We start from the raw sequence: 20,683 nt of genomic DNA, 5'->3' as shown, positions 1-20,683 counted from the left end.
TTTGCTCTGATGCGCCTACGGGCGTCTCTAAGGCGGGTGTGCTAGAATTGATGAGCGTTTTCGGGCCAGCCTTGGTTCTTGCTAGGCTCAACGCCCCTTCAAGCCCTCCGGAGCGTCCGATTTATGACCAGTAGCTATAGCGCTGAGCAGATTCAGGTTCTAGAAGGTCTGGAGCCTGTTCGTAAGCGGCCCGGTATGTACATTGGCTCTACAGGGCCAAGAGGGCTGCATCACTTAGTTTATGAGGTGGTGGATAACAGTGTCGATGAAGCGCTCGGCGGCTACTGTACCCACATCGAAGTCAGCATCAACGCCGAGGGCTCTGTCACCGTTACCGATGACGGTCGCGGTATCCCCACTGATGTTCACCCCAAGACCGGTAAGTCAGCACTAGAGACGGTAATGACCGTGCTGCACGCGGGTGGTAAGTTTGGTAGCGGCGGCTATAAGGTCTCTGGCGGCTTGCACGGCGTCGGTGTGTCCGTCGTTAATGCCCTCTCCGAGTGGGTAGAGGTCACTGTTTGGCGCGGCGGCAAGCAGTTTATGCAACGCTACGAGCGGGGTGTAGCGGCAGCAGAACTCAAGACTAAAAATATCGGCGGTGACCGCCACGGCACCCAGGTCACCTTCAAGCCTGATACCGAGATCTTCACCGAAACGGTCGAGTTTGACTACACAACCCTGGCGGCCCGTCTGCGTGAGCTGGCCTATCTAAACGCAGGTGTCAGAATCACCTTTACTGACCTGCGCATCGATAAGCCCCGCGAAGAGGTCTACTGCTACGAGGGCGGCATCCGCGAATATGTCGCCTACATGACCAGCGAGAAGCAGCCCATCCACGAAGAGATCATCTACGTGCAGGGTGAGCGCAACAATGTGCAGGTCGAGGTGGCCTTCCAGTGGTGCGTGGACTCCTACAACGACACGTTGCTAGGCTTCGCCAACAACATCCACACCAAAGAAGGCGGCACCCACATTGAGGGGCTGAAAGCGGTTCTGACCCGCACCTTCAATACCATTGCTCGCAAGCGCAACAAGCTCAAGGAACACGACGCTAACCTGGCGGGCGAGAACGTGCGCGAGGGACTAACCGGCGTGATCTCGGTGAAGGTGCCTGACCCCGAGTTCGAGGGCCAAACCAAGACCAAGCTGGGCAATACCGAAGTGCGCGGCATTGTTGAGTCGCTGGTGGGCGAAGTGCTCACCGAGTACCTCGACTTCCATCCCAATGTGGCCGATGCCATTTTGGAGAAGGCAATCCAGGCGTTTAACGCCGCAGAGGCTGCTCGTCGCGCCCGTGAGTTAGTTCGACGCAAGTCGGCACTAGAATCTTCGACCCTGCCCGGTAAGCTGGCTGATTGCAGCTCCCGCGACCCGAGTGAGTCCGAGATCTATATTGTGGAAGGCGATAGCGCGGGCGGTAGCGCCAAGCAAGGTCGCGACCGACGCTTCCAAGCAATTCTGCCCTTGCGCGGCAAGATCCTCAATATCGAGAAAACCGAAGACTCTAAGATCTACAAGAACACCGAAATCCAGGCGCTGATTACGGCCTTGGGTCTGGGTATCAAGGGCGAAGAGTTCAACGTCTCGCAACTGCGTTATCACCGCATTGTGCTGATGACTGACGCTGACGTGGACGGGGCTCACATTCGCACCCTGTTGTTGACCTTCTTCTATCGCTATCAACGCGACTTAGTAGATCAGGGTTACATCTATATTGCTTGCCCTCCTCTCTATAAGTTGGAGCGGGGCCGGTCCCACGTCTATTGCTACAGCGACCGCGAATTGCAGCGACGCATTGCGGAGTTCCCTGCTAATGCTAACTACACGATTCAGCGCTTTAAGGGCTTAGGTGAAATGATGCCGCAGCAACTCTGGGATACCACGATGAATCCAGAGACGCGCACGTTTAAACGGGTCGCAGTTGACGATGCTGCCGAGGCCGACCGGATCTTCACGATTCTGATGGGCGACCGGGTGGCACCACGCCGCGAGTTCATCGAAACCTATGGTTCTAAGCTGGCTCTAGCTGACCTTGATATTTAAGCTCTGCTCTTGAGGCTTTGATATCTAGGCTGGCTTTGAACCTAGCTCGCTTCTAAGCTAAAACCAGACGCCCCAGTCATCCTTGAGATAACTGGGGCGTCTGGTTTTAGCACCTATAAGCTTGAGAGCCCATAAGCTTGAGAGCCTAAGTTTTCTGAAGAGTATCGGCCTGGGGACAACTGCCAGGTAAGATACCTGTTGCTCTATTCTGCTGAAGCTGATCATGAACACCTGGAGGATTCGGCGGCGTCTGTTCTTGTTGATGCTGTTTGCCAGCACCGTGGCGGCTTGCAGTACTGCCGAGGCTCCCACTACTAGCGCCACTGGCACTGCTACTGGCACCGCTACCAATGCCAGCAGTGCTGCTCAAGTGAAAGTCGGGGCGGTCTGGTCGCTGTCTGGTGGTGCTGCTGCCTACGGTTCGCCGCAGAAGCAGGCGACTGAGTTGGCAGTGGAAGAGATCAATGCGAAAAAGCTGCTGGGCGACCGCCAACTGGTGGTGCAGATCGAAGATGATGCTGGCGACAAACAACAGGCCATTGCTGTATTTGACAAGCTGATCAACCAGGACAAAGTTGCGGCCATTCTTGGCCCAACCCTTAGTAACTCTGCCAAAGCGGCTGATCCGCAAGCGCAAGCTGCTGGTATTCCTGTCTTAGCGGCTTCCAATACAGCATCAGGGATTGTAGAAATTGGCGATTTTATCTTCCGCGCCAGCTTGCCAGAATCGGTGGTGATTCCCAACACGATCAAGACCACGCAAGCGGCACTGGGCTATAAAAAAGTCGCGGTTTTGTATGGCGACGATGATGTGTTTACCAAGAGCGGCTATGACGTTTTCAGGAAGACACTGACCGACCAAGGCATCGAGGTTTTGACTACTGAAACCTTTAAGAAGGGAGACACCGATTTCGCACCGCAGTTGACCAAAATCAAAGGCTTAAATCCTGATGCGATTATCGTGTCAGCCCTGGCCGAAGAGGGAGCCAATATTATGGTGCAGGCGCGGCAATTGGGCATTCCGGAGACTGTGCCGTTTATCGGTGGTAACGGCTTTAACTCACCGAAGTTAGCCGAGATTGCGGGACCTGCGGCGAATGGGGCGATTTCGGGTGCGGCCTGGTTTGTCGGCAGCACTACACCGGGCAACTCTGAATTTGTCCAGGCGTTTAAAGCCAAATATGGCAGTGAGCCAGACCAGTTTGCCGCTCAGGCTTATGCTGCTGTTTACATCTTGGCGAATGCGATTAAGACGGCTGATTCTGCAGATCCAAAAGCGATTCAGGCGGCACTAGCACAGACCAAAGATCTGGATACGGTACTAGGCAAATTCTCTTTTGATGAGCAGGGTGATTGTCTCTATGCGCCGGTGGTGCAGGCGATGAAAGATGGGCAGTTTACGCTGTTTGGGAGTTGAGGACCTTACCCCTGGCCCCTCTCCTGCGAGGAGAGGGGAGAAGAGTTAGTGGGAGGTGTTGGTTTTGGGTCAGTTTCTAATAAGTTTCTGCTACGGGGAGAAGGGTGCTAACTCTGTGCTTCCCCCTTTCCTGTAAGGGAAGGGGATTGGGTGGGTTAGGTCTCCGCTCAATATTCATGCCATTTTTGATGCGAGTTTGAGCTGACTATGGACGATCTGCCGCAGCAGTTGATAAATGGCCTTTGGCGAGGTAGTGCGCTGGCGCTGTTTGCAATGGGCTACACGCTGGTGTTTGGGGTGCTGGATGTGTTGAATCTGGCCCACGGGGCGACCTATATGATTGGGGCGTTTGCGGGTTGGGTGGTGGTGACTCGGTTGGGGTGGCCGTTGTATTTGGCTTTGCCGGTGGCGATGGTGGCGGCGGGGTTGCTGGCGGGGTTGTTGGATCGGTTGGCTTTTAAGCCTTTGCGGGCTCTGACGACGGGCAGTTTGATTCTGTGGTTAGGTTTTGTGGTGCTGTTGGTGGGGTTAATTGCTGGCTTTACGGACCCGCTGCGTTTGAGTGTGGTGGGTTTGGGGGCGGCGGTGATGATTGCGGGGTTGGTGCAGGATGGGCGAGCGGTGAGGCCTTTGCGTCAGCGAGCGGTGCCACCTCTAGCGCCGATGATTACTTCGATTGGGGCCTCTACGATTTTGGTGAGTCTGGTGCGCAGTGCGACTAATGCGCAGCAGCAGCGCTTTCCGCTGGATCCAGTGGCGAGTCGGGCTTATGCGGTGCTGCCCAATGTGGTGCTGACACCGGTGCAGATTGGGGTGTTTGGCGTGGCGCTGAGTTTGATGCTGGCGTTGGTGCTGCTGATTAACCGCACCAATTTGGGCCGAGCGATTCGCGCAATTGCTTTTAATGAACGCACGGCGCGGCTGTTGGGTATCAATGTTGATTGGGTGGTGTCGCAGACCTTTTTTCTGTCGGGGGCACTGGCAGGCGCGGCGGGGGTGTTGCTGGGTTTGGCGTTCAATAATTTGCGCTATGACATGGGCAATCAGATTGAACTGGCTGGCTTGACGGTCATTATTGTGGGCGGCATGGGCAGCATTGGCGGGGCGGCGCTGGCTGCGTTTTTGATTGGTTTAATTCAGGTGTTGAGTGCTGCTTATATCGACAGTAGTTTCCGCGATGCAATTACGTTTGCGCTGCTGTTGTTGATGTTGCTGGTGCGTCCGAGTGGGTTGTTTGGGCGAGGCACAGCCAGCCGGTCGTGAAAGGGTGTTGGTTGGTGGCGAGGGTTTAGGGTTGGGGGACCCAACCCCTACCGGGTTTTGTAATGTCTGTATGCCTTATAAGGGCTTGGCAGTGCCAAGCCCTTATATACAACGGCGGAGGTTAATGATTGAGCTGGACGATGGTTTTGTTTAGGATGCTGGCGTCTTCGCGCCATTCGCGGATGGTTTCTCGGTTGTGGTGTTGGGCAACGGCTTGTTCTGCTTGACAGAGACAAATTCGACTCAGAGCGGCGATGAGGACAGAGAGGCTATAGCGTTGCATTAAGACTCTGAGAATGTTCAAGTCGTTGTCACTAAAAGCGGGTGCAGACGATTGAGTCATGGCCGAAAATCCTCAATGGTTTTTGAGGGGCAATCTGCATAAGATTGCCCCTTCGCTCCGTCTCTAGGTCCCCACCTGACCCGTTCGGAATGGGGTGGAACCACGCCGGAGTGCTAAACTCCGTCGTAGCCTTTGGACTGGGTGATACCAGCTTGGAGGTCAGTCGTCTAGGGTTGTGACATCAACCCTAGGCGGCGCTTCGAGAATTGGACTGAACGAAACGATAGGACAAAGTAAAAAATTTTGCAAGTCCAATTTATAAGCAAATGAAAACTTGGTTTAGGTTCCCCTTGTGCTCGGGTTTTGAGCGTGGGGGAACCTGATAAGCGCACGGAGTCTAAGCCTGAGACTCGTCTGATTGGGGTTTGCGGGTTTTGCGGGCGTAGCGGCGCTTCAGTTCACTGACAATTGCGGCATTGCCTGCGCCAAGGTTGGTTTTAGCTGAGCTGTAGACAACTCTGGCGCTGTTGTAGGCTTCGCAGCCTGCGACCTTGTAGGTGTCTTCGACCAGCTCGTGCAGGCGAGCTATCGAAAGCAAGATTGGGTACAAGCCTTCGTATAGGCTTACTTCGCGACGCATGTTTTCAACATCGAAGGAGCGGGGTAGGAATTCAACATTCTGATTGACCACTTCCATTGCTTGTTGTATAAAGATACGGCTTTTGTCGCCTACTTTGGGCAGGTTGCGCTGTTCTTCTTTGGACAGGTTAAGCAGAAAGGACAGCTTTTGTAGAATAATATCAATTCCTTCGAGCACAGCCTTTTGATCGCTAGCAGAGAAGCTAACATTGTCTAAGTTTTTGGGCATTTTTTTGCAAGCCTTTAGTGATTTGGATTAGCGAAGCTGTTGATTACTCCTCTATCCTAGTAATGCTCAAGGACAAGGCTAGACAAATCTGTAGTCCCACCCAAAATTTAGAAAAAATCTCTGCAAAGTCTCAGTATATCCCGCAAATTTAACGCTGAGAGTCATCATTCTATCCCCGACATAGAATCATCTATGCCGCGCATAGATGATTCTATGTCTGACCCACTTGGTTCTATGTCTGAGTGAGATTGAACTATGTCTGACATAGATGATGTTATGGTTGGCATAGATGATTCTATGTCTGACCCACTTGGTTCTATGTCTGAGTGAGATTGAACTATGTCTGACATAGATGATGTTATGGTTGGCATAGATGATTCTATGTCTGACCCACTTGGTTCTATGTCTGAGTGAGATTGAACTATGTCTGACATAGATGATGTTATGGTTGGCATAGATGATTCTATGTCTGACCCACTTGGTTCTATGTCTGAGTGAGATTGAACTATGTCTGACATAGATGATGTTATGGTTGGCATAGATGATTCTATGTCTGACCCACTTGGTTCTATGTCTGAGTAAGATTGAGCTATGTCTGACGTAGATGATTTTATGGGCACAATAGATCTGATCGTGGCCTAACCCACTTTGTTCTATACCTGAGTGGATTTGACCTCAGTTCGACCCACTTTGTTTTTGGTTGAGCAAGCTTCGCTCCGAGTGCAATCCTGGTTGGATGCTATCCTTAACCACTGGGAAAAGCTATTTTGAAGAGGTTTAGGCAGACATTCTCGCGCTAGAAGAGGGGACAGAAGGGTTGCTAAAGAATGTTGTCAAGGTTGAGTGGCTGAGATATAAGAGTGTTTATGAGTCTGGTGACTCCCAGTGAAATCATGCAAGCAAGTGGGTTATCTGAAAAGGACTTCTTGCTGGAAATCATTCTGTTGTTTCAAAAGAAGAAGATTAGCATCGGCAAAGCTAGCAAATTAGTAGGATTGCCGCTAGAAGTTTCAGTATGAGTTGGCGGTGCGCCAAACTCCGATTCACTACGATGTGGAGGAGTTTGAGGCAGATCTACAAACGTTGCGAAGTGCGGGTCGCTTGTGATTATTGCCAGTGATATGTCTATCTGAAGCGAGTTCAATTTGGTGCTGCAACTACAAACGATCTATTTGCTGTAATGCCCGTAAGAGGATTTAATGTCACCAAGGCTATCTCCGCGCAATTTTTTTGCTGTATATCCTTTTTGCCTAACATGGCTTGTTCTTTTGACTCTTGGGTGATATTTGATTTTTTAGTTGTAAATAGTGTAATTGTTGCTGTAGAGTTTTGAGTCTGCAAATTAGTTTGCCAGCTCATTTTTGCTAAAACAGTCGATTTAAACATTGAAGCTGATGAAAGTTTTTGTTCCTCGTCGGTTAGACATACTGTTGCTTCTACTCTGTTCCTACCTAAACAGAGCTATTATATGGTGTGGTAAAATTAGATTATGAGTGTAGTGCTGTCAAACGTTACGCATGAACCAAAATAAAAAGTACGATGTAGCGTTATCTTTTGCCGGAGAAGACCGCTCCTATGTAGAAATGATCGCTGGCGCGTTGGTAGCGCGAGGAATAAAAGTTTTTTATGACGATGATGAAAAAACTAATCTTTGGGGAAAAAACTTATATGAATATCTGATCGACGTCTATAAGAATAGAGCCAAGTACACTGTCATTTTTATCTCAGCTAACTATAAAAATAAGATGTGGACTAATCATGAACGAAGAGCAGCTCAAGCTAGAGCAATTGGTGAGAGTTACGAGTACATACTTCCTGCTCGATTTGATGATACAGAAATAGATAGCGTTCTTTCTACTACGGGATATATAGATCTAAGAAAGCACTCTCCATTTGAAGTTGCAGTTTTAATTTGTGAGAAGTTAGGCCAAAACTTATTTGAGGTAAAAGCGCATTCTGTTCCATCACCTAAATCTCCTTTACTTTCTGGAGAAGCAAAATTTGACTATTCTAGCTATAACGGAAGATTTCGGATAGGTGATGGTCATCATTTATTTGAAACCATCTGGAGTAAGGCAAGCAATGTCCGCATCCATTGCTATACGGACACTGCAAGTATTAGAGGAGTTGCTCTGGTTCCAATGACAGTAAAATTGAACGAAATTACACAAGCATCAACCCTTGATTTTACTTCACGTGTAAGATCACCTGAAATCGGTCAATATTTGATAGTGCAGAACAATCATGGTCTTTATGCGGCATTAAAAATTCTTGATATAAAGGACAACACTCGCAGTGATGTGGCAGATGAACTCACGTTTTATTACTGGATTCTGACTGCTGGCTCAGATAATTTTTCAAATATATCTGACAAGAGCCCGAAATGCGTGGAATTTGACACATTGACTGAATCGTAAGCATGAGATCAATGTGAATACTTGGTGGGTTGGCGTAGCGACGATGAGAAATTGTTGTGATATGTAAAGCTTAATTTATCGTTGAAAGCTCCTCCAGGTTGTTTCCCTCGGACTCAATCTTGGCTACATGGTAGGCATGGAAATACTGTGAAGCAGTTTATTGCTTTGATGGAGCGAGTTGCACAATTAGAATGAAACAACAGCCTACTTGGAGGCTTATTATGATCATTGCTACAATCCTATAAACTCGTGATGCGCTGTAGTAGCTCCGGTTCCTTGAACAAAACTTGTTTGCTCCCTTACTGGAAGTTGAAGAGAAGATTTTTTCTATCCTAAAAAATATTCAGTAGAGGAACCTTTAAATATGCATTCTGTATATTAATACCCTGAGCTACTACTTTGGGTTAAAAATTAAGTTTCTCAAAATCTTAATTGAAACAGTTAACAAAAGAAGAAAAAGTAGGATGCCTTAAGCTATAAAGCTAAATTAAAGTAGATTACGTTAATTCTTACTTTCTTCGACCATTATACTTGGGCTTGGTTCTTGCAATGATTCTTTCTGCTTTTGCCCTTGCGCTTTCGATACTAGACATTCTTTCGATTTTAACTTTTGAGCCAGGTACGTGTTTTCTTCCGCTTAATAAATGCTCTCTAATTCTTTCCTGGACTTCTCCTTTCTTAGCTGCTCCAGTAAAGTTGTTGCTACCAGTCTCGGTCAGAATTCTGTATACAACTGGGCAATCATTGGGTAGCTTACCTATTCCTTCTTGATTGAACTTTACTGTTTTTGTTTGAGTTCTAGAAGAATAAGCAGACTTTGTTTTCCCTTGAGCTTTAGAGGACGAAAGTATAGCTTGAGTTTGCTCGTCTTTTAAAAAGCTTGAGCGATGAAGCTTTTGTATAATCATCTCAGCCAATTGCTGAGGTTGAGTAGAACGCAGATCAACATAACCGATTGTTGGGTGAATACCAGGAATTTCGGTATCATCAAACCGCACAGGAAGTATGTACTCTTGGTTTTCCTCAAAAGCACGAGCTTGTGCGCTTTTCCGTTCATGATTTGTCCACGTCTTTCTTCCGTAAGCTTCCGAGATAAATATTACACAGTAATGTGCTCTATTTCGATATATATTATCAAGATGTGAATACAGGTCTTTACCCCAAAGATCAACCTGTTCAAAGCTGTCATAGAAGACATCGACACCTGAGTTCTGCAAATGATCAGCAACTTTTTTAACATATGGTCGATTTTCGCTGGCAAAGGAAAATGCAACTTGATACTTACGCATTGCCATCTTTTTTCACACACTCCCCACCAAATAATAGAACTGCTCTTGGATATTCTCCCCTCGTTTTAAGAATTGTTTCTAGAATAGATAGGGTGGACACCCCCGGTGTGCAAGGATTTCAGCAATTTTGGAGGAGTGGGATCGTTGCTCTGGGTGGAGGAGCAGGCTAGTCAGGGGTACAACTCCAATAGGCTTCGAATGCTAGAAGTATTGAAAGGTGGTTCAATACAGAAAAAAGGGGACAGAATGTAGTATTCTAACCTAACAAATAAAAAACAATGCCTGAGGCTGTTTTTATTCTCCACTCTTGTCAAATCGATTAGTGAAATCTCGTCTTCCACGTGTCGCTCCAGATAAGTATTTAATCTAGCAGCTCCACATTCCAATTAGACCAATTTCGCATCCTCGTAACCAGCCACGCCCTTTCGGCTTATGCACTGGTGAGTTTACTGTGCCCGATGATTTTGATGCCCCTTTACCAGATGGCATTTTAAGCTTATTTGAGGGTGAATAAGATTACTGCTTGATACGCATATTTTTTTTGGTTTATCAGCGGAGATCAACGTTTGCCAGGTGATCTTCGCAAGAGTAATGTTTATTCGCTTGCACAAATCACCTGATGTGTCTTCAAAATCTCATGCCGCCGATAAGGGTTTTTCAACCCTTGCTTATCAGCCAAGTCCACCTCTCGCCCAAACATGGCTTTAAGCTCTTCCTTCATGTCTACCCAATCAAGCAGACTCCAACCCTGATTGGCAGAAAAGGTCACTAAAACATCGACATCACTATCAGAGCGAAAATCGTCACGCAAAACAGAACCGAATAGTGCAAACTCTGTAATTCTCCAGCGTTGGCAAAACTCAGCAATCTAGGTGACAGCCACCTTCAACCGTTCGTCAATTAAAGCCTGTAGCTCAGCCATCATCGCTCACCTTTGCCTCACCCAAAACCATCAACAGTCAGTGCTTGTAAGGTTTTGCAAGTAATTTGCTTTGAACATAGCTTATCTAACCAACGGATTAAAGCTTTTGCTAATGGAGATGGCCACCTGCTGCAAGCCAGCTCAACCTTATTGAACGAGTGTTAGTAGAGGCTCCCGCTAAAAAAGCAACCTGGCTGAGTGCGCTCCCAACTTTGCACCGTAAGCTGAGGCGCTGTCCCTGGTTAAAATTAAAAGTGCGACTCAGCGCGATTATGAGGTACAGCGATGACGCAAACCCCCCTTCTCAATCAGCCCTCTACCGATCAGCGTCTCATTCATAGAGGCATTACCTGGCAACACTTCAAGCTGATTCAAGCAGGTTTTGCTGAGTCTCCTGGTGTCAGGCTGTTCTACCACAATGGCGCGATCGAAATTCTTATGCCTGGACGGGAACACGAAGTTTTTAGTCGGCTCATCGGCTTTCTGATTGGGTTATTCTGTCTGGAAAATAGTATTGAATTTGAACCCACAGGTTCCATGACCCAAGAGCGAGAAGGGGAAGTCTCAGCTCAGGCAGATGAATCCTACTGTTTTGGCGCATCTAAGCCAACTCCTGATCTCGCAATCGAAGTAGTGTTTACCAGTGGTGGTCCCAACAAGCTTCAGCGATATCAGGCGCTTGGAGTACCCGAAGTGTGGTTTTGGCAGGATGGCCTATTCAGCCTCTATCGCTTGCGGGATACTTATTACGAAAAGATTTCCCGTAGCGAGATTCCAGAACTCGCAACTCTCGATATAGATTTGCTCACCCGTTGCGTGTTGATTGCCCAAACGTCTCGGCTAGAGGCAGCAACCACATTTCGCAACGCCCTCAAGCCCAATTAGCCAATCATCACTCTCCACTGTGGCAGCCGTTTGTCCTAAGGTTTGATTGCCATGCCCACCACCTACAAATGGACAATTGAACGCTACCACCGGGCAATCGATGCTGGGCTGTTTGACGATCAGCCCGTCGAGCTATTGCGCGGAGATATTATCGTTATGCCACCAGAAGGAGAACCCCACGCCTACTACAACAGTGAAGTTGGGGATTATTTGCGGGCGCTGCTGGGCAATCGAGTCAAAATCCGCGAGGCGCACCCCATCACCCTGCCCAATGACTCCGAACCCGCCCCAGATTTGGCAATTGTTAAACCACTGGGAGCAGTCTATCTAGAACACCATCCCTATCCCGACGACATTTTTTGGCTCATTGAGTTCTCAAACACCACCCTCAGTAAAGACCTGAACGAGAAAAAAGCAGTCTACGCCGAAGCCGGTATTGCTGAATATTGGGTGGTAAATCTTAAGGATGGAGAACTCAACGTCTTCCGAGACTTAGACAACAGCTACTACACCGCCGAACAAACCTTCAAAACTGGGGTCGTGTCTCCTCTCGCCTTTCAGGATGTGCAAATTCAGGTGCAACGACTGATGAACCCATACCGATAGAAAACCGACAACAGGGTCAGCTAAATCAATGATCGGGCACTAGAATTCGCGCTTATTCAGTCAGTGTGCTCTAAACAAATCACATAACCTAAACGGTACGCTAGTTACTCCAATATCCTCCACTCAAAAGCTTAGGTAAGATTGAGAACAGACCTGAATCTGGCAGCGTGGAGACAGTCTAATGGTACAGAGCCCTTCCAAAGCCTTGACTCTGCAAGAGTTTCTGGAGCTACCAGAAACTAAGCCTGCCAGCGAGTATATTAACGGCGAGATCATTCAAAAGCCGATGCCGCAAGGACAGCACAGCACAATTCAAGGCGAACTAATTATTGCCATCAACGCAATTACCAAGCCTTCAAAAGTCGCCCGAGCCTTTCCAGAACTGCGCTGTACCTTTGCTGGTCGCTCAATTGTGCCTGATGTCGCTGTCTTCCTATGGAACCGGATCCCTCGCAACGAAAACGGAGGCATCGCCAACCTATTCGCACTAGCACCAGACTGGATGATTGAAATCCTGTCACCCGACCAAAGCCAAACCAAAGTCACAGCCAAACTCTTGCACAGCTTGAAACACGAGACTCAACTGGGCTGGTTAATCGATCCCGCAGAGCAAGCTGTATTGGTCTACTTCCCAGACAAACCACCCGAGTTATTTGACAAACCCGAACAGGCCCTTCCCGTACCATCCTTCGCCAGTGAGTTACAGCTCACAGTAGGAACATTATTCGGTTGGCTCTTGGAGTGATAATCTGCCAAGCCCTACAATACGATTTAACAATTGCAACTGCCGATCAGGTCATTTGTGCCATTCAGTCAGTGCGATCTAAACAGCTCATAGAACCTGAAGGGCACAGTAGTTACTTCAATATCCTCCACTCAAAAGCCCAGGTAAGATTGAGCGCAGACTTGAATCTGGCAGCGTTGGAGACAGTCTAATGGTACAGACCCCTTCTAAAGTCCCCACCTTGCAAGACTTTCTGGAGTTACCAGAAACTAAGCCTGCCAGTGAATACGTGAACGGCAAGATCATTCAGAAGCCAATACCAAAAGCCCGGCACTCCCGACTTCAGGGGAAGTGGGTCGAAATCATCAATGAAGTCGTTGAGAAACAGTGCATTGCTTATGCCTTTCCAGAACTGCGCTGCACCTTCGGTGGTCGGTCGATTGTTCCTGATATTGCAGTTCTCCGTTGGGAGCGCATAGAGTTTGATGCAACTGGAGAACCTGTGGATGATGTTCTAATGGCTCCAGACTGGACCATTGAGATTCTCTCACCCGAACAAAGTTCCAATCAAGTCACTGGTAACATCCTGCATTGCCTGAAACATGGTTGTCAGTTGGGATGGCTCATTGATCCGAATGACCGTTCTATCTTGTCCTTCTTACCCAACCAACAACCAGAATTATGTCAAGGAAGTGAGACTTTGACGGTTCTCGATAGAGTTGAGCTAACGCTGACAGTGAAGCAGGTATTTAGCTGGCTGAAGATGGGGCAATAGTAAGCCAGCAGTGTGAGTCCTACCTGACTAAACCCAGCGCATACTTACGCTGGCTTAGGCGAAAAGTTCAATCTATCCTTAGTTAGTTCGGTAATTAGTACACCGTCCTATAAATGAGCTTAGAGCCTTTTTCCCCTTCGCTGCTGCTGCTCCATCTGCTGCTTGAAGTAGTTCCGCCAGCTCACTGGCAACGCCTGAAGTTGTGTAGCCCGTTGCATCAATTCCAAATCGTCCGTCTCACGCGCATACAGACGGGTAATATCTGAAACCTTGATCTGGTTGTCATCGCGCTCAATGAGTTCCAGGGTATCGCCTGCCCCAACCTCACCTTCCTGGAGCACTGAAAAATAAAAACCGGTCAGGCGACTTGCTAAAAACCGCTGCACCATATCAGCTCGTCCGAACTTAATGCCGAGCTTGTAACAAGGCATCCGCGGTTGCGTCACTCTCAGTTCAACCGTACCAATGCGGAATCGATCTCCAATGTTCAGTGCATCTTCCATCAAACCAACCGTCGTGAAATTCTCCCCAAACGCGCCCCAAGGTAGCTCTGCCTCTGGCAGCTCATCGCGCCAATATTCATAGTGTTCAGATGGGTAAGCATAGACCGCCTTCTCTGGGCCTCCATGCACCGTTAAATCTGCCTGCCCGTCTCCATCCAGATTGAGCGTTCGCACCGTCACGCGACCTGCGATGGGTTCTTTAAAGATGCCAGTTGTGACGATTTTGCCCTTCCAAGACACCTCTCGGGGAAGTCCGACATGAACGGAGATCACTTGCATCATCACCACTCTCCTTATCCTGAACCAGTGTGTAGCTAAGACGAAGCACTGTCAGCTCGCAAACCATCATAGCCCCTGAAGCTAAGAGGCCCTGTGCTGTGCATGAGAATCTCAACAACCACGGCTTTAGCTTCAGTTAAGCAGCTACTGATCAATGAGATGGTTGATGGGATGATCAATGAGATAACTGAAGCTGCTTGCTAATATAAGCAGTCAAGAAACGGGCAATATGGCTAGCAACCACATCAGAGTTCTCAATTTCTATAAAATCAGCTTTGGGTTGTTTAGAACACTTTAGGGATTAGAATCTGCGGAGCTTACCTGGGTACAGACCCTCCAGTGAAACCCGGACTAGAAATGCATGAAACAAGACTCATTTCAGGAATCTCTCGTCAACTTGCTGCTGCCACTAGCCCTCATCCTGGGGCTGGTGCTGCTGTTGAGCCTTGATGTTGAACAGGCATCTGGAGAAGCAGTGGTAAGTAACCCCCTAGAAGCCTGGCTCAAGCTGATTGTCGGCTACTTAGCCGCTGGGGCAGAGATTGCTGCGGCGATAGTCATTGGAGGAGCAGTCGTGCGAGGGATTGCAGACTATCTGCGTCAACTCCTCTCGCACTCCCGACAGCACTTTGATGCTACTGAGAGGATTCGCTTGAAGTTAGGACGGGTGCTGGCCTTGGGCTTAGAATTTACCGTTGCCAGTGATATTTTGCTAACAGCCGTTGCGCCGACGCGCCAGGACATCTTGGACCTGGGAGCAATTGTCCTGCTACGAACCCTGCTCAACTACTTCCTGGAGCGCGAGATCCAACAAGGCGAGCAACGGCGCTCACTAGAGCAGAACATGACCGTGAGGGAGGCGGAGTAGAGCGCTTTGCCCTCTGGATGCTAGCTCGTCACAAGTAGCTCACATAGATTTTGAACTTATAAATTTTGAAGTTTAAGTCATAGAAAACCAGCTTCTTGTTTTGAATTTTCATTTCTAAAACCCGATATAGAAAGGGGTTTTAAACCCAAGTGATATAGTGTCTGGGAAATTTGCCACCTGCCACTCCCATGACACTTCTGCAAAAGAGCTTGTTCAGTTGCCTTGGTATAGCTAGCTTACTAGCCATAGGCTCTGCTCACTTGAATCTAGAGGGCAAGTCTCAACTGCTTCCTGCCTCTGCGCAAGTTCTTCAAGCCCCCGCTACCGAGACCCCAAGTGAGCTGTACGACCAAGCTCCAGGAGAGGTCCTAACAGAAGTAGAGCTTTACTTTGGGCTTTCAAAACCGGATGGCAAAACTGTGTCTGTCACTGAATGGCAAACCTTTGTCAATCGTGAAATTACGCCCCGCTTCAAAGATGGCTTCACCGTATTGAGTGCTTATGGACAATATCAAGATAGTTCTGGAAGATTGGTGAGAGAAAATACCCATGTTGTAGTTCTGATCTACCAGAACAGCCCCCAAAAAGAAACAGATGTAAAAGCGATTATCGATACTTACAAGCGCTCCTTTAAACAGGAATCAGTCCTGCGAACAACCAGCTTGGTCAAAGCTGCTTTCTAGAAATAAAGGGTCAGGAGTGAACAATTAATGCTTGAACAAAGGAGGTTGCCACCCGTGCTTCACCGTATCCAAAAAACCGAAAACGGCCCTGGGCAATAAGGCATCGGCCAAGGTCACAATCCCAATCACTCGCTCTAGTGGTACCGGCAAACTCTTAACTTGTATCTCTGCTGGAATGGGCTCAGCTGCTAACTGAGCTATGACGGTCGCCCCCAATCCCTGCTTGACCATGCTAAGGATGGTTGAATCTTCCCTAACTTCGTAATCAACCCTGAGGGTTTGACCAAATTGCGACAGATGGTCGTTGACCGTTTGATTGTGGAGTGGGCTGCGAAGATTCACAATCATGGGATACTCAGCCAACTGTTCCCAAGTCAGGGGAGCTTCTTGTCTGGGTGCAGGCGGTAGCAATGCTACAAATTCATCTCGAAGCAACTCCCAGCCCTCGAACTCAGGAGTGGTTGGCAAAGTTGTGAAGCCCACTTCTGCCTGACCTTGGCGTAAGGCTTGCTCGATCTCCGCATAGCGATCGCACTCAATAATCACAACGCTCATGGTTGGAAACTTAGAGCGAAATTGAGCAATCACACTTGGCAGGATATGAGTTGCAATACTGCGGGTGGAAGCGACGCGAACTTGACCGCTCTCAAAGCGTTTATCGTGATTTGCTTTTTTGCGAATGACTTTAAGCAGGTTTAAAACTTGCCGAGCCTCTTGAATAACCTGCTCACCCGTATGGGTCAAGGCTGCACCACGCCTGCCTCTAACTAGTAGCACAACGCCCAATTCCTCTTCTAGAGAGGCAATGGCATGGCTAATCGTTGATTGAGATAACCCTAGCTCTAAGGCTGCCAAGCTGAAATTGCGATGTTCCGCTACTGCAACCAAAGCGCGTAGCTGAGAGAGCTTCAACCGGTCGGAATCCTCAGCCATCAGTGAGAGAAAGAGCTACATCTCAAGTAAATACAGAATCTATTGAAACATATCCATCGATGCCGTCGATAGAATCTATCTAAGTCATACTTTGACGGTTGATTCAGCAGATATTAGGTTGAATCTACGAGCCAAACTAGATTCAGCCTAAATAAGGTCAATGCCATGAGCAAACCAGAACTGACCATCCGCGCAGCAGTGCCTGGAGATATGGATGCGATTATCGAATTAATTCACTTAAAAGCTGAGTTTGATGGCTGTCCTGAAGCTGTAGCAGCCACAGCTGACCAATTGAGAAACGACTTATTTGGCGAGAAAGTCCTTGCCTCAGTTCTTCTAGCTGAGCTTGAGCAAGAGGCCATCGGTTTTGCAACTTACCACCCGATCTATTCAACCTTCTTAGCAAAACCCGGCATCTGGCTCGATGACCTATACGTGAAGGCTGAGTACCGGAGCCAACACATTGGCCGAGCGCTGATATCTCGTTTGTGCCAAATTGCTCAGGAGTGTGGCTGCGGTAGGGTTGACTGGACGGTGGCGACAAACAACCCTCGCGGTATTCGGTTCTACAAAAATATCGGGGCCAAAGTTCTTGAACAGGTGAGGCTGTGCCGCCTAGATAAGGAAATGATTGCCAGGAATGCGGCCTTTGCCTCTAGCTTTGCTTCTACCTTGGCCGTTAACAGAAAAATTTAACAGAGCCCGTTCTGCAAGCTAACAATCTAGATCACGAATTTACATACTTGTAGCGACGCTCAAAGAATTGCTGTAGAACGCTCAGCAACGTTGTTAGCAGCCAATAGATCGCTGCTGCTTCTAGAAGAATGGGCAAGACAACTGCCGAGGCCGAACTGATTTGGTCGGCAATACTAGTCAGCTCTTCAACGGTGACAACCGAGGCCAGTGAGGAAGCTTTCACAACATCGATCAGTGAGTTCCACACACTCGGCACAGCTCGACGCCAAGCTTGAGGAAAAATGATGTATCTAAAAGTGGCGAACTTATTGAAACCCAAGGAAAACGCGGCTTCCCATTGTTCCTTAGAAATCGACGCAATGGCTCCTCGAAAGGATTCTGAGATATAAGCACCGAAGTGCAAGGTCAAGCCAATGACGATCGATTGAAACGGCGTAAAGCGAACAATACTGGCGAAGCCAAAATAGATAATAAACAGTTGCACCAGTAAAGGAGTGCCTCGAAAGAATGAGACGTAAAGATTGGTGAGCCAGTCAAGCACCTTGATGCCAGGTAGCGTCAGCATCGCGACAATGAGACCCACGATCAGGGCAAAAACAATGCCCAAGATGCTAATCCAAACCGTTGTGAGTGCCCCTTTTAGTAGCAGAGGAAACGAGCTAATCAGGAGATCAACTACTGACATCTTCGCCGAACCATTTCTCTGAGATTTTTGTGAGTGTACCGTCTTGTTTGATTTCACTCAACACTCTGTTGACGTCATCGCGCAATTGCACATTATCTTTCTGAAAGGCAAAAGCGGATTGAGTCTCGTCAAAGGGTTCGCCAACTGCTTTGACTTTGTAATTGGTTTTCTTCAGCTCGGTCAGGGCATAAAAACGATCATTGAGAGCGGCATCAATTCGATTCTGCTGAAGGTCAGTGAGTACCTGAGCGATGCCCTGGTAGTACTTTAAGTTAGCGCCTGCTTTTTCTGCCGCTTCTGCGTAATTGCTGCCCTGGGTGGTGCCGACGGTTTTACCCTTGATGTCAGCAACGCCTTGAATGTTCTTGGGGTTGTCATTGTTGACTAGGACAACGATACCAGAGACGGTGTAAGGCTCAGAAAACGCATACTGCTGCGCACGCTCTGGGCTTACTGAAACTTGATTGGCGACAAAATCGAAGCGCTTAGCATCCAGCGATGCCAACATACTTTTCCAGGGAGTGGGCACAAACTCAATCTCTCGGCCCAGCCGCTTGGCGACTTCCCTGGCCACGTCCACGTCATAGCCAACGATTTCTCCAGACTGCAAATCTCGGAAACTAAAAGGGGGATAAGTTGCTTCTGTCCCAACTGTCAGCGCTGGTCCTGATGCTGCAGGTGCTGAAGTTGAACTATTGACTGCCGGTGTTGTGCTGTTACCTGTAGCGCTGTCGCCTGCGCTAGAACCGGCTGTACCGGAACTGCAAGCTGCAAGGACTACAGCACTGCCACAACTGTAAGCAAACAGACGCAGAAACCTCGACCGAGCAATCTGCCTCGGCAATCCTAAGTTAGGGTTAGGCATTTGACTTTGCTTTCTCTGCACCTTTTAAGTCGCTCAACGGAAAAATTTAGAGCAGATTGAATTGGTGATCAGACTAGGACGTTCTTATTGTTCACGGATCATCCTTCAGGTACATTTCTCTTTGATTTCAGCCTTAAGGTACATCCTAGTTGCGAACTTAGGCAGTAACAAGTATCGCCTGCTACTGCTTTTTAGTCGCCTTGCTTACATGTCGCTTGATTCATTACAAGTTGTCTAGTAAATAACGAAACGGCCTTTAAGCATCAGTGGAATTGGACGAGCCAGGAGCAGGCAACTGATTGGGAATATATTGCTTGCGGCTGGCAAACGCGAACAAGAGCACTGCAAAGGTGAGCGCCCCCGCTACATAAAGGGGATAAGCATAGGTACTGGGATTAGCTTGATTCACCAAAGCCCCAGCAATGACGGGACCGAAAGCGTTAGAGACGTTCAGATAGGATGCATTTAAACCTAAGGCGGTCCCTTGAGTCTCTGGTTTGGCATTGAGTGAAATCAAGGTTGTGATCATTGGCTGCACCAGCGCATTGAACACCGAGAACATGATGCTCACTGCTACAAAATAGGCAATATTAGGAATGACTGGCATCAAGATAAATGACAAGCTGCGCATGAACAAAGCCAGGAACAAAATACGCACCAGGCTGAAGCGACGAGTCAGCAATGAAATACCTTGAGTTTGCATGATCATGGCCAGGACGCCAAACACGACAAACAACAGTGTGAGCGATTGGTTGTCCTGGCCCAGGACGCTAAGAAAGTAAGGCTGAAAGGCAAAGGTAAAGATCGTGAATGTCGTGCCGAGCAGGAAATTGATCACCAACAAGATGCCAATCTTAGGAATTGCTAGACCTGTGATTAGATTCCCCAAGCCTATATCAAAAATATTTTGCGCTCTTTCGCTCCGGACTTTTAGCGTCTCCGGCAGGAAGAAAATGGTGATCAGAAGCGCAACCAGTGCAATTGCGCTCGACGCTAAAAAACCAGTTCCTAAGGAGTTTTTCTGAGCTACGAAGCTGATGATTGGGCCTACGATAAATCCCAGGCCAAAGGTTAAAGCGCTAAAGATACCAAATGCCTTAGCCCGGTCTTGAGGGGCTACAACGTCAGAAACTACAGCCTGAGCGACGGAGATGTTGCCGCCTGTGATGCCATCTAGAAAGCGAGCCAGGAACAGGATAATAGCTGTATCCGCTGTCCCTGCTACAAAGTTGGCGATTACAGTTCCCGCCAAGCTGATGATTAAGAGCGGTTTGCGTCCAAATCGGTCGGACAGTTTGCCGATAACTGGAGTTGAAAAGAACTGAGAAACAGCATAAACAGAAAACAGCAAGCTTGTTTGAAAATCGTTCAGGCCAAACTGCCGACCGTAGAGATAAATGATTGGAATCAGGATTGTAAAACTGATTGAATTGGCGAAGGAAATTAAGGCGGTGATCCAAAAAGTTCGACTCATGCAAAGGAGAAATAAGGGAAATGTTGTGTTTGCAAGTGTTGCGCTCAGCACCAGTCTTTGATGGTAACACCCAACAGCCTGCTGCTCCTGAAGCCATCTCTGAAAAACAAGCTTTGTTTCTAGTTCTTCTCGAAGTGTTTCTAGCAAAAAGAAGCCTACGGGGTTGTGGTTGCTCCCCGCGGCCTGGTGCAAGCTGCTGCTT

22 protein-coding genes are annotated in these 20,683 nt (G+C 48.2%); 12 read left to right on the top strand and 10 right to left on the bottom strand.

Features of this window, described 5'->3' with window-relative positions; all coding sequences use genetic code 11:
* Positions 1 to 123: 123 nt before the first annotated feature.
* The 3 genes from gyrB (at position 124) to H6F94_RS27070 (ending at position 4,726) form a co-directional block, all read left to right on the top strand.
* Positions 124 to 2,046, top strand: a complete 1,923-nt coding sequence (gene gyrB / locus H6F94_RS27080; RefSeq protein ID WP_190805376.1) for a DNA topoisomerase (ATP-hydrolyzing) subunit B — start codon at positions 124 to 126, stop codon at positions 2,044 to 2,046.
* A gap of 223 nt (positions 2,047 to 2,269) precedes the next feature.
* Complete coding sequence (locus H6F94_RS27075) at positions 2,270 to 3,463, top strand: ABC transporter substrate-binding protein (RefSeq protein WP_190805375.1); 1,194 nt, start codon at positions 2,270 to 2,272, stop codon at positions 3,461 to 3,463.
* Between the two features lie 207 nt (positions 3,464 to 3,670).
* Entirely contained in the window at positions 3,671 to 4,726 is a 1,056-nt protein-coding gene (locus tag H6F94_RS27070) for a branched-chain amino acid ABC transporter permease (protein ID WP_190805374.1), read from the top strand.
* A 121-nt stretch (positions 4,727 to 4,847) separates the two neighbouring features.
* Here H6F94_RS27070 and H6F94_RS27065 read toward each other — a convergent pair whose 3' ends face one another.
* Together H6F94_RS27065 and H6F94_RS27060 are read right to left on the bottom strand one after the other, a co-directional pair.
* Positions 4,848 to 5,069 carry a hypothetical protein gene (locus H6F94_RS27065; RefSeq protein ID WP_190805373.1) on the bottom strand — a complete coding sequence of 74 codons (222 nt, stop codon included), beginning with the start codon at positions 5,067 to 5,069 and terminating at the stop codon, positions 4,848 to 4,850.
* Between the two features lie 337 nt (positions 5,070 to 5,406).
* Positions 5,407 to 5,877, bottom strand: coding sequence for a hypothetical protein (locus tag H6F94_RS27060; protein ID WP_190805372.1), 471 nt, complete (start codon positions 5,875 to 5,877; stop codon positions 5,407 to 5,409).
* An 866-nt stretch (positions 5,878 to 6,743) separates the two neighbouring features.
* Here H6F94_RS27060 and H6F94_RS32660 point away from each other — a divergent pair.
* Positions 6,744 to 6,896, top strand: coding sequence for a UPF0175 family protein (locus H6F94_RS32660; protein WP_242041436.1), 153 nt, complete (start codon positions 6,744 to 6,746; stop codon positions 6,894 to 6,896).
* 121 nt (positions 6,897 to 7,017) lie between these two features.
* Here the strand turns inward: H6F94_RS32660 and H6F94_RS27050 are convergent, their stop codons facing one another.
* Positions 7,018 to 7,263, bottom strand: a complete 246-nt coding sequence (locus H6F94_RS27050) for a hypothetical protein (RefSeq protein ID WP_190805371.1) — start codon at positions 7,261 to 7,263, stop codon at positions 7,018 to 7,020.
* Positions 7,264 to 7,394: 131 nt separating this feature from the next.
* On the opposite strand from H6F94_RS27050, the gene H6F94_RS27045 reads away from it, so the two are divergent.
* Complete coding sequence (locus tag H6F94_RS27045; RefSeq protein ID WP_190805370.1) at positions 7,395 to 8,294, top strand: toll/interleukin-1 receptor domain-containing protein; 900 nt, start codon at positions 7,395 to 7,397, stop codon at positions 8,292 to 8,294.
* A gap of 509 nt (positions 8,295 to 8,803) precedes the next feature.
* Here H6F94_RS27045 and H6F94_RS27040 read toward each other — a convergent pair.
* Both H6F94_RS27040 and H6F94_RS27035 read right to left on the bottom strand, forming a co-directional pair.
* Positions 8,804 to 9,589, bottom strand: a complete 786-nt coding sequence (locus H6F94_RS27040) for a toll/interleukin-1 receptor domain-containing protein (protein ID WP_190805369.1) — start codon at positions 9,587 to 9,589, stop codon at positions 8,804 to 8,806.
* 589 nt (positions 9,590 to 10,178) lie between these two features.
* Complete coding sequence (locus tag H6F94_RS27035; protein ID WP_313949402.1) at positions 10,179 to 10,451, bottom strand: nucleotidyltransferase family protein; 273 nt, start codon at positions 10,449 to 10,451, stop codon at positions 10,179 to 10,181.
* 339 nt (positions 10,452 to 10,790) lie between these two features.
* Between H6F94_RS27035 and H6F94_RS27030 the strand changes: the two genes are divergently transcribed.
* The 4 genes from H6F94_RS27030 (at position 10,791) to H6F94_RS27015 (ending at position 13,495) form a co-directional block, all read left to right on the top strand.
* Positions 10,791 to 11,390 (top strand): Uma2 family endonuclease, encoded by a 600-nt coding sequence (locus tag H6F94_RS27030; protein ID WP_190805368.1) that lies wholly within the window; start codon positions 10,791 to 10,793, stop codon positions 11,388 to 11,390.
* Between the two features lie 51 nt (positions 11,391 to 11,441).
* The gene (locus tag H6F94_RS27025) at positions 11,442 to 11,996 is read left to right on the top strand and encodes a Uma2 family endonuclease (protein WP_190805367.1); all 555 of its coding nucleotides are present in this window, start codon (positions 11,442 to 11,444) and stop codon (positions 11,994 to 11,996) included.
* 181 nt (positions 11,997 to 12,177) lie between these two features.
* Positions 12,178 to 12,741: a Uma2 family endonuclease gene (locus tag H6F94_RS27020; protein WP_190805366.1), complete on the top strand. Its 564-nt coding sequence runs from the start codon at positions 12,178 to 12,180 to the stop codon at positions 12,739 to 12,741.
* Positions 12,742 to 12,931: 190 nt separating this feature from the next.
* On the top strand, positions 12,932 to 13,495 hold the full coding sequence (locus H6F94_RS27015) for a Uma2 family endonuclease (protein WP_190805365.1): 564 nt from the start codon (positions 12,932 to 12,934) through the stop codon (positions 13,493 to 13,495).
* Between the two features lie 119 nt (positions 13,496 to 13,614).
* Here the strand turns inward: H6F94_RS27015 and H6F94_RS27010 are convergent, their stop codons facing one another.
* A complete protein-coding gene (locus H6F94_RS27010; protein WP_242041434.1) occupies positions 13,615 to 14,280 on the bottom strand; it encodes an MOSC domain-containing protein in 666 nt (221 codons plus the stop codon).
* A gap of 358 nt (positions 14,281 to 14,638) precedes the next feature.
* On the opposite strand from H6F94_RS27010, the gene H6F94_RS27005 reads away from it, so the two are divergent.
* Entirely contained in the window at positions 14,639 to 15,145 is a 507-nt protein-coding gene (locus tag H6F94_RS27005) for a DUF1622 domain-containing protein (RefSeq protein WP_190805364.1), read from the top strand.
* 188 nt (positions 15,146 to 15,333) lie between these two features.
* The gene (locus tag H6F94_RS27000) at positions 15,334 to 15,828 is read left to right on the top strand and encodes a DUF3574 domain-containing protein (RefSeq protein WP_190805363.1); all 495 of its coding nucleotides are present in this window, start codon (positions 15,334 to 15,336) and stop codon (positions 15,826 to 15,828) included.
* A gap of 24 nt (positions 15,829 to 15,852) precedes the next feature.
* Here H6F94_RS27000 and H6F94_RS26995 read toward each other — a convergent pair whose 3' ends face one another.
* Complete coding sequence (locus tag H6F94_RS26995) at positions 15,853 to 16,761, bottom strand: LysR family transcriptional regulator (protein WP_190805362.1); 909 nt, start codon at positions 16,759 to 16,761, stop codon at positions 15,853 to 15,855.
* Between the two features lie 165 nt (positions 16,762 to 16,926).
* On the opposite strand from H6F94_RS26995, the gene H6F94_RS26990 reads away from it, so the two are divergent.
* Positions 16,927 to 17,457, top strand: a complete 531-nt coding sequence (locus tag H6F94_RS26990) for a GNAT family N-acetyltransferase (RefSeq protein ID WP_190805361.1) — start codon at positions 16,927 to 16,929, stop codon at positions 17,455 to 17,457.
* A 31-nt stretch (positions 17,458 to 17,488) separates the two neighbouring features.
* Here H6F94_RS26990 and H6F94_RS26985 read toward each other — a convergent pair whose 3' ends face one another.
* From H6F94_RS26985 to H6F94_RS26975, 3 genes are all read right to left on the bottom strand, one after another.
* The gene (locus H6F94_RS26985) at positions 17,489 to 18,142 is read right to left on the bottom strand and encodes an amino acid ABC transporter permease (protein WP_190805360.1); all 654 of its coding nucleotides are present in this window, start codon (positions 18,140 to 18,142) and stop codon (positions 17,489 to 17,491) included.
* A complete protein-coding gene (locus tag H6F94_RS26980; protein WP_190805359.1) occupies positions 18,129 to 19,007 on the bottom strand; it encodes a transporter substrate-binding domain-containing protein in 879 nt (292 codons plus the stop codon). Before H6F94_RS26980 ends, H6F94_RS26985 begins: the two co-directional genes overlap by 14 nt.
* A gap of 256 nt (positions 19,008 to 19,263) precedes the next feature.
* Complete coding sequence (locus tag H6F94_RS26975) at positions 19,264 to 20,481, bottom strand: MFS transporter (protein ID WP_190805358.1); 1,218 nt, start codon at positions 20,479 to 20,481, stop codon at positions 19,264 to 19,266.
* Between the last annotated feature and the right edge of the window lie 202 nt (positions 20,482 to 20,683).

It is taken from the genome of Leptolyngbya sp. FACHB-261, assembly GCF_014696065.1.
Classification (GTDB): domain Bacteria; phylum Cyanobacteriota; class Cyanobacteriia; order FACHB-261; family FACHB-261; genus FACHB-261.
Note: the sequence above shows the minus strand (reverse complement) of the source record. Positions and strands in the feature narration are given on the sequence as shown.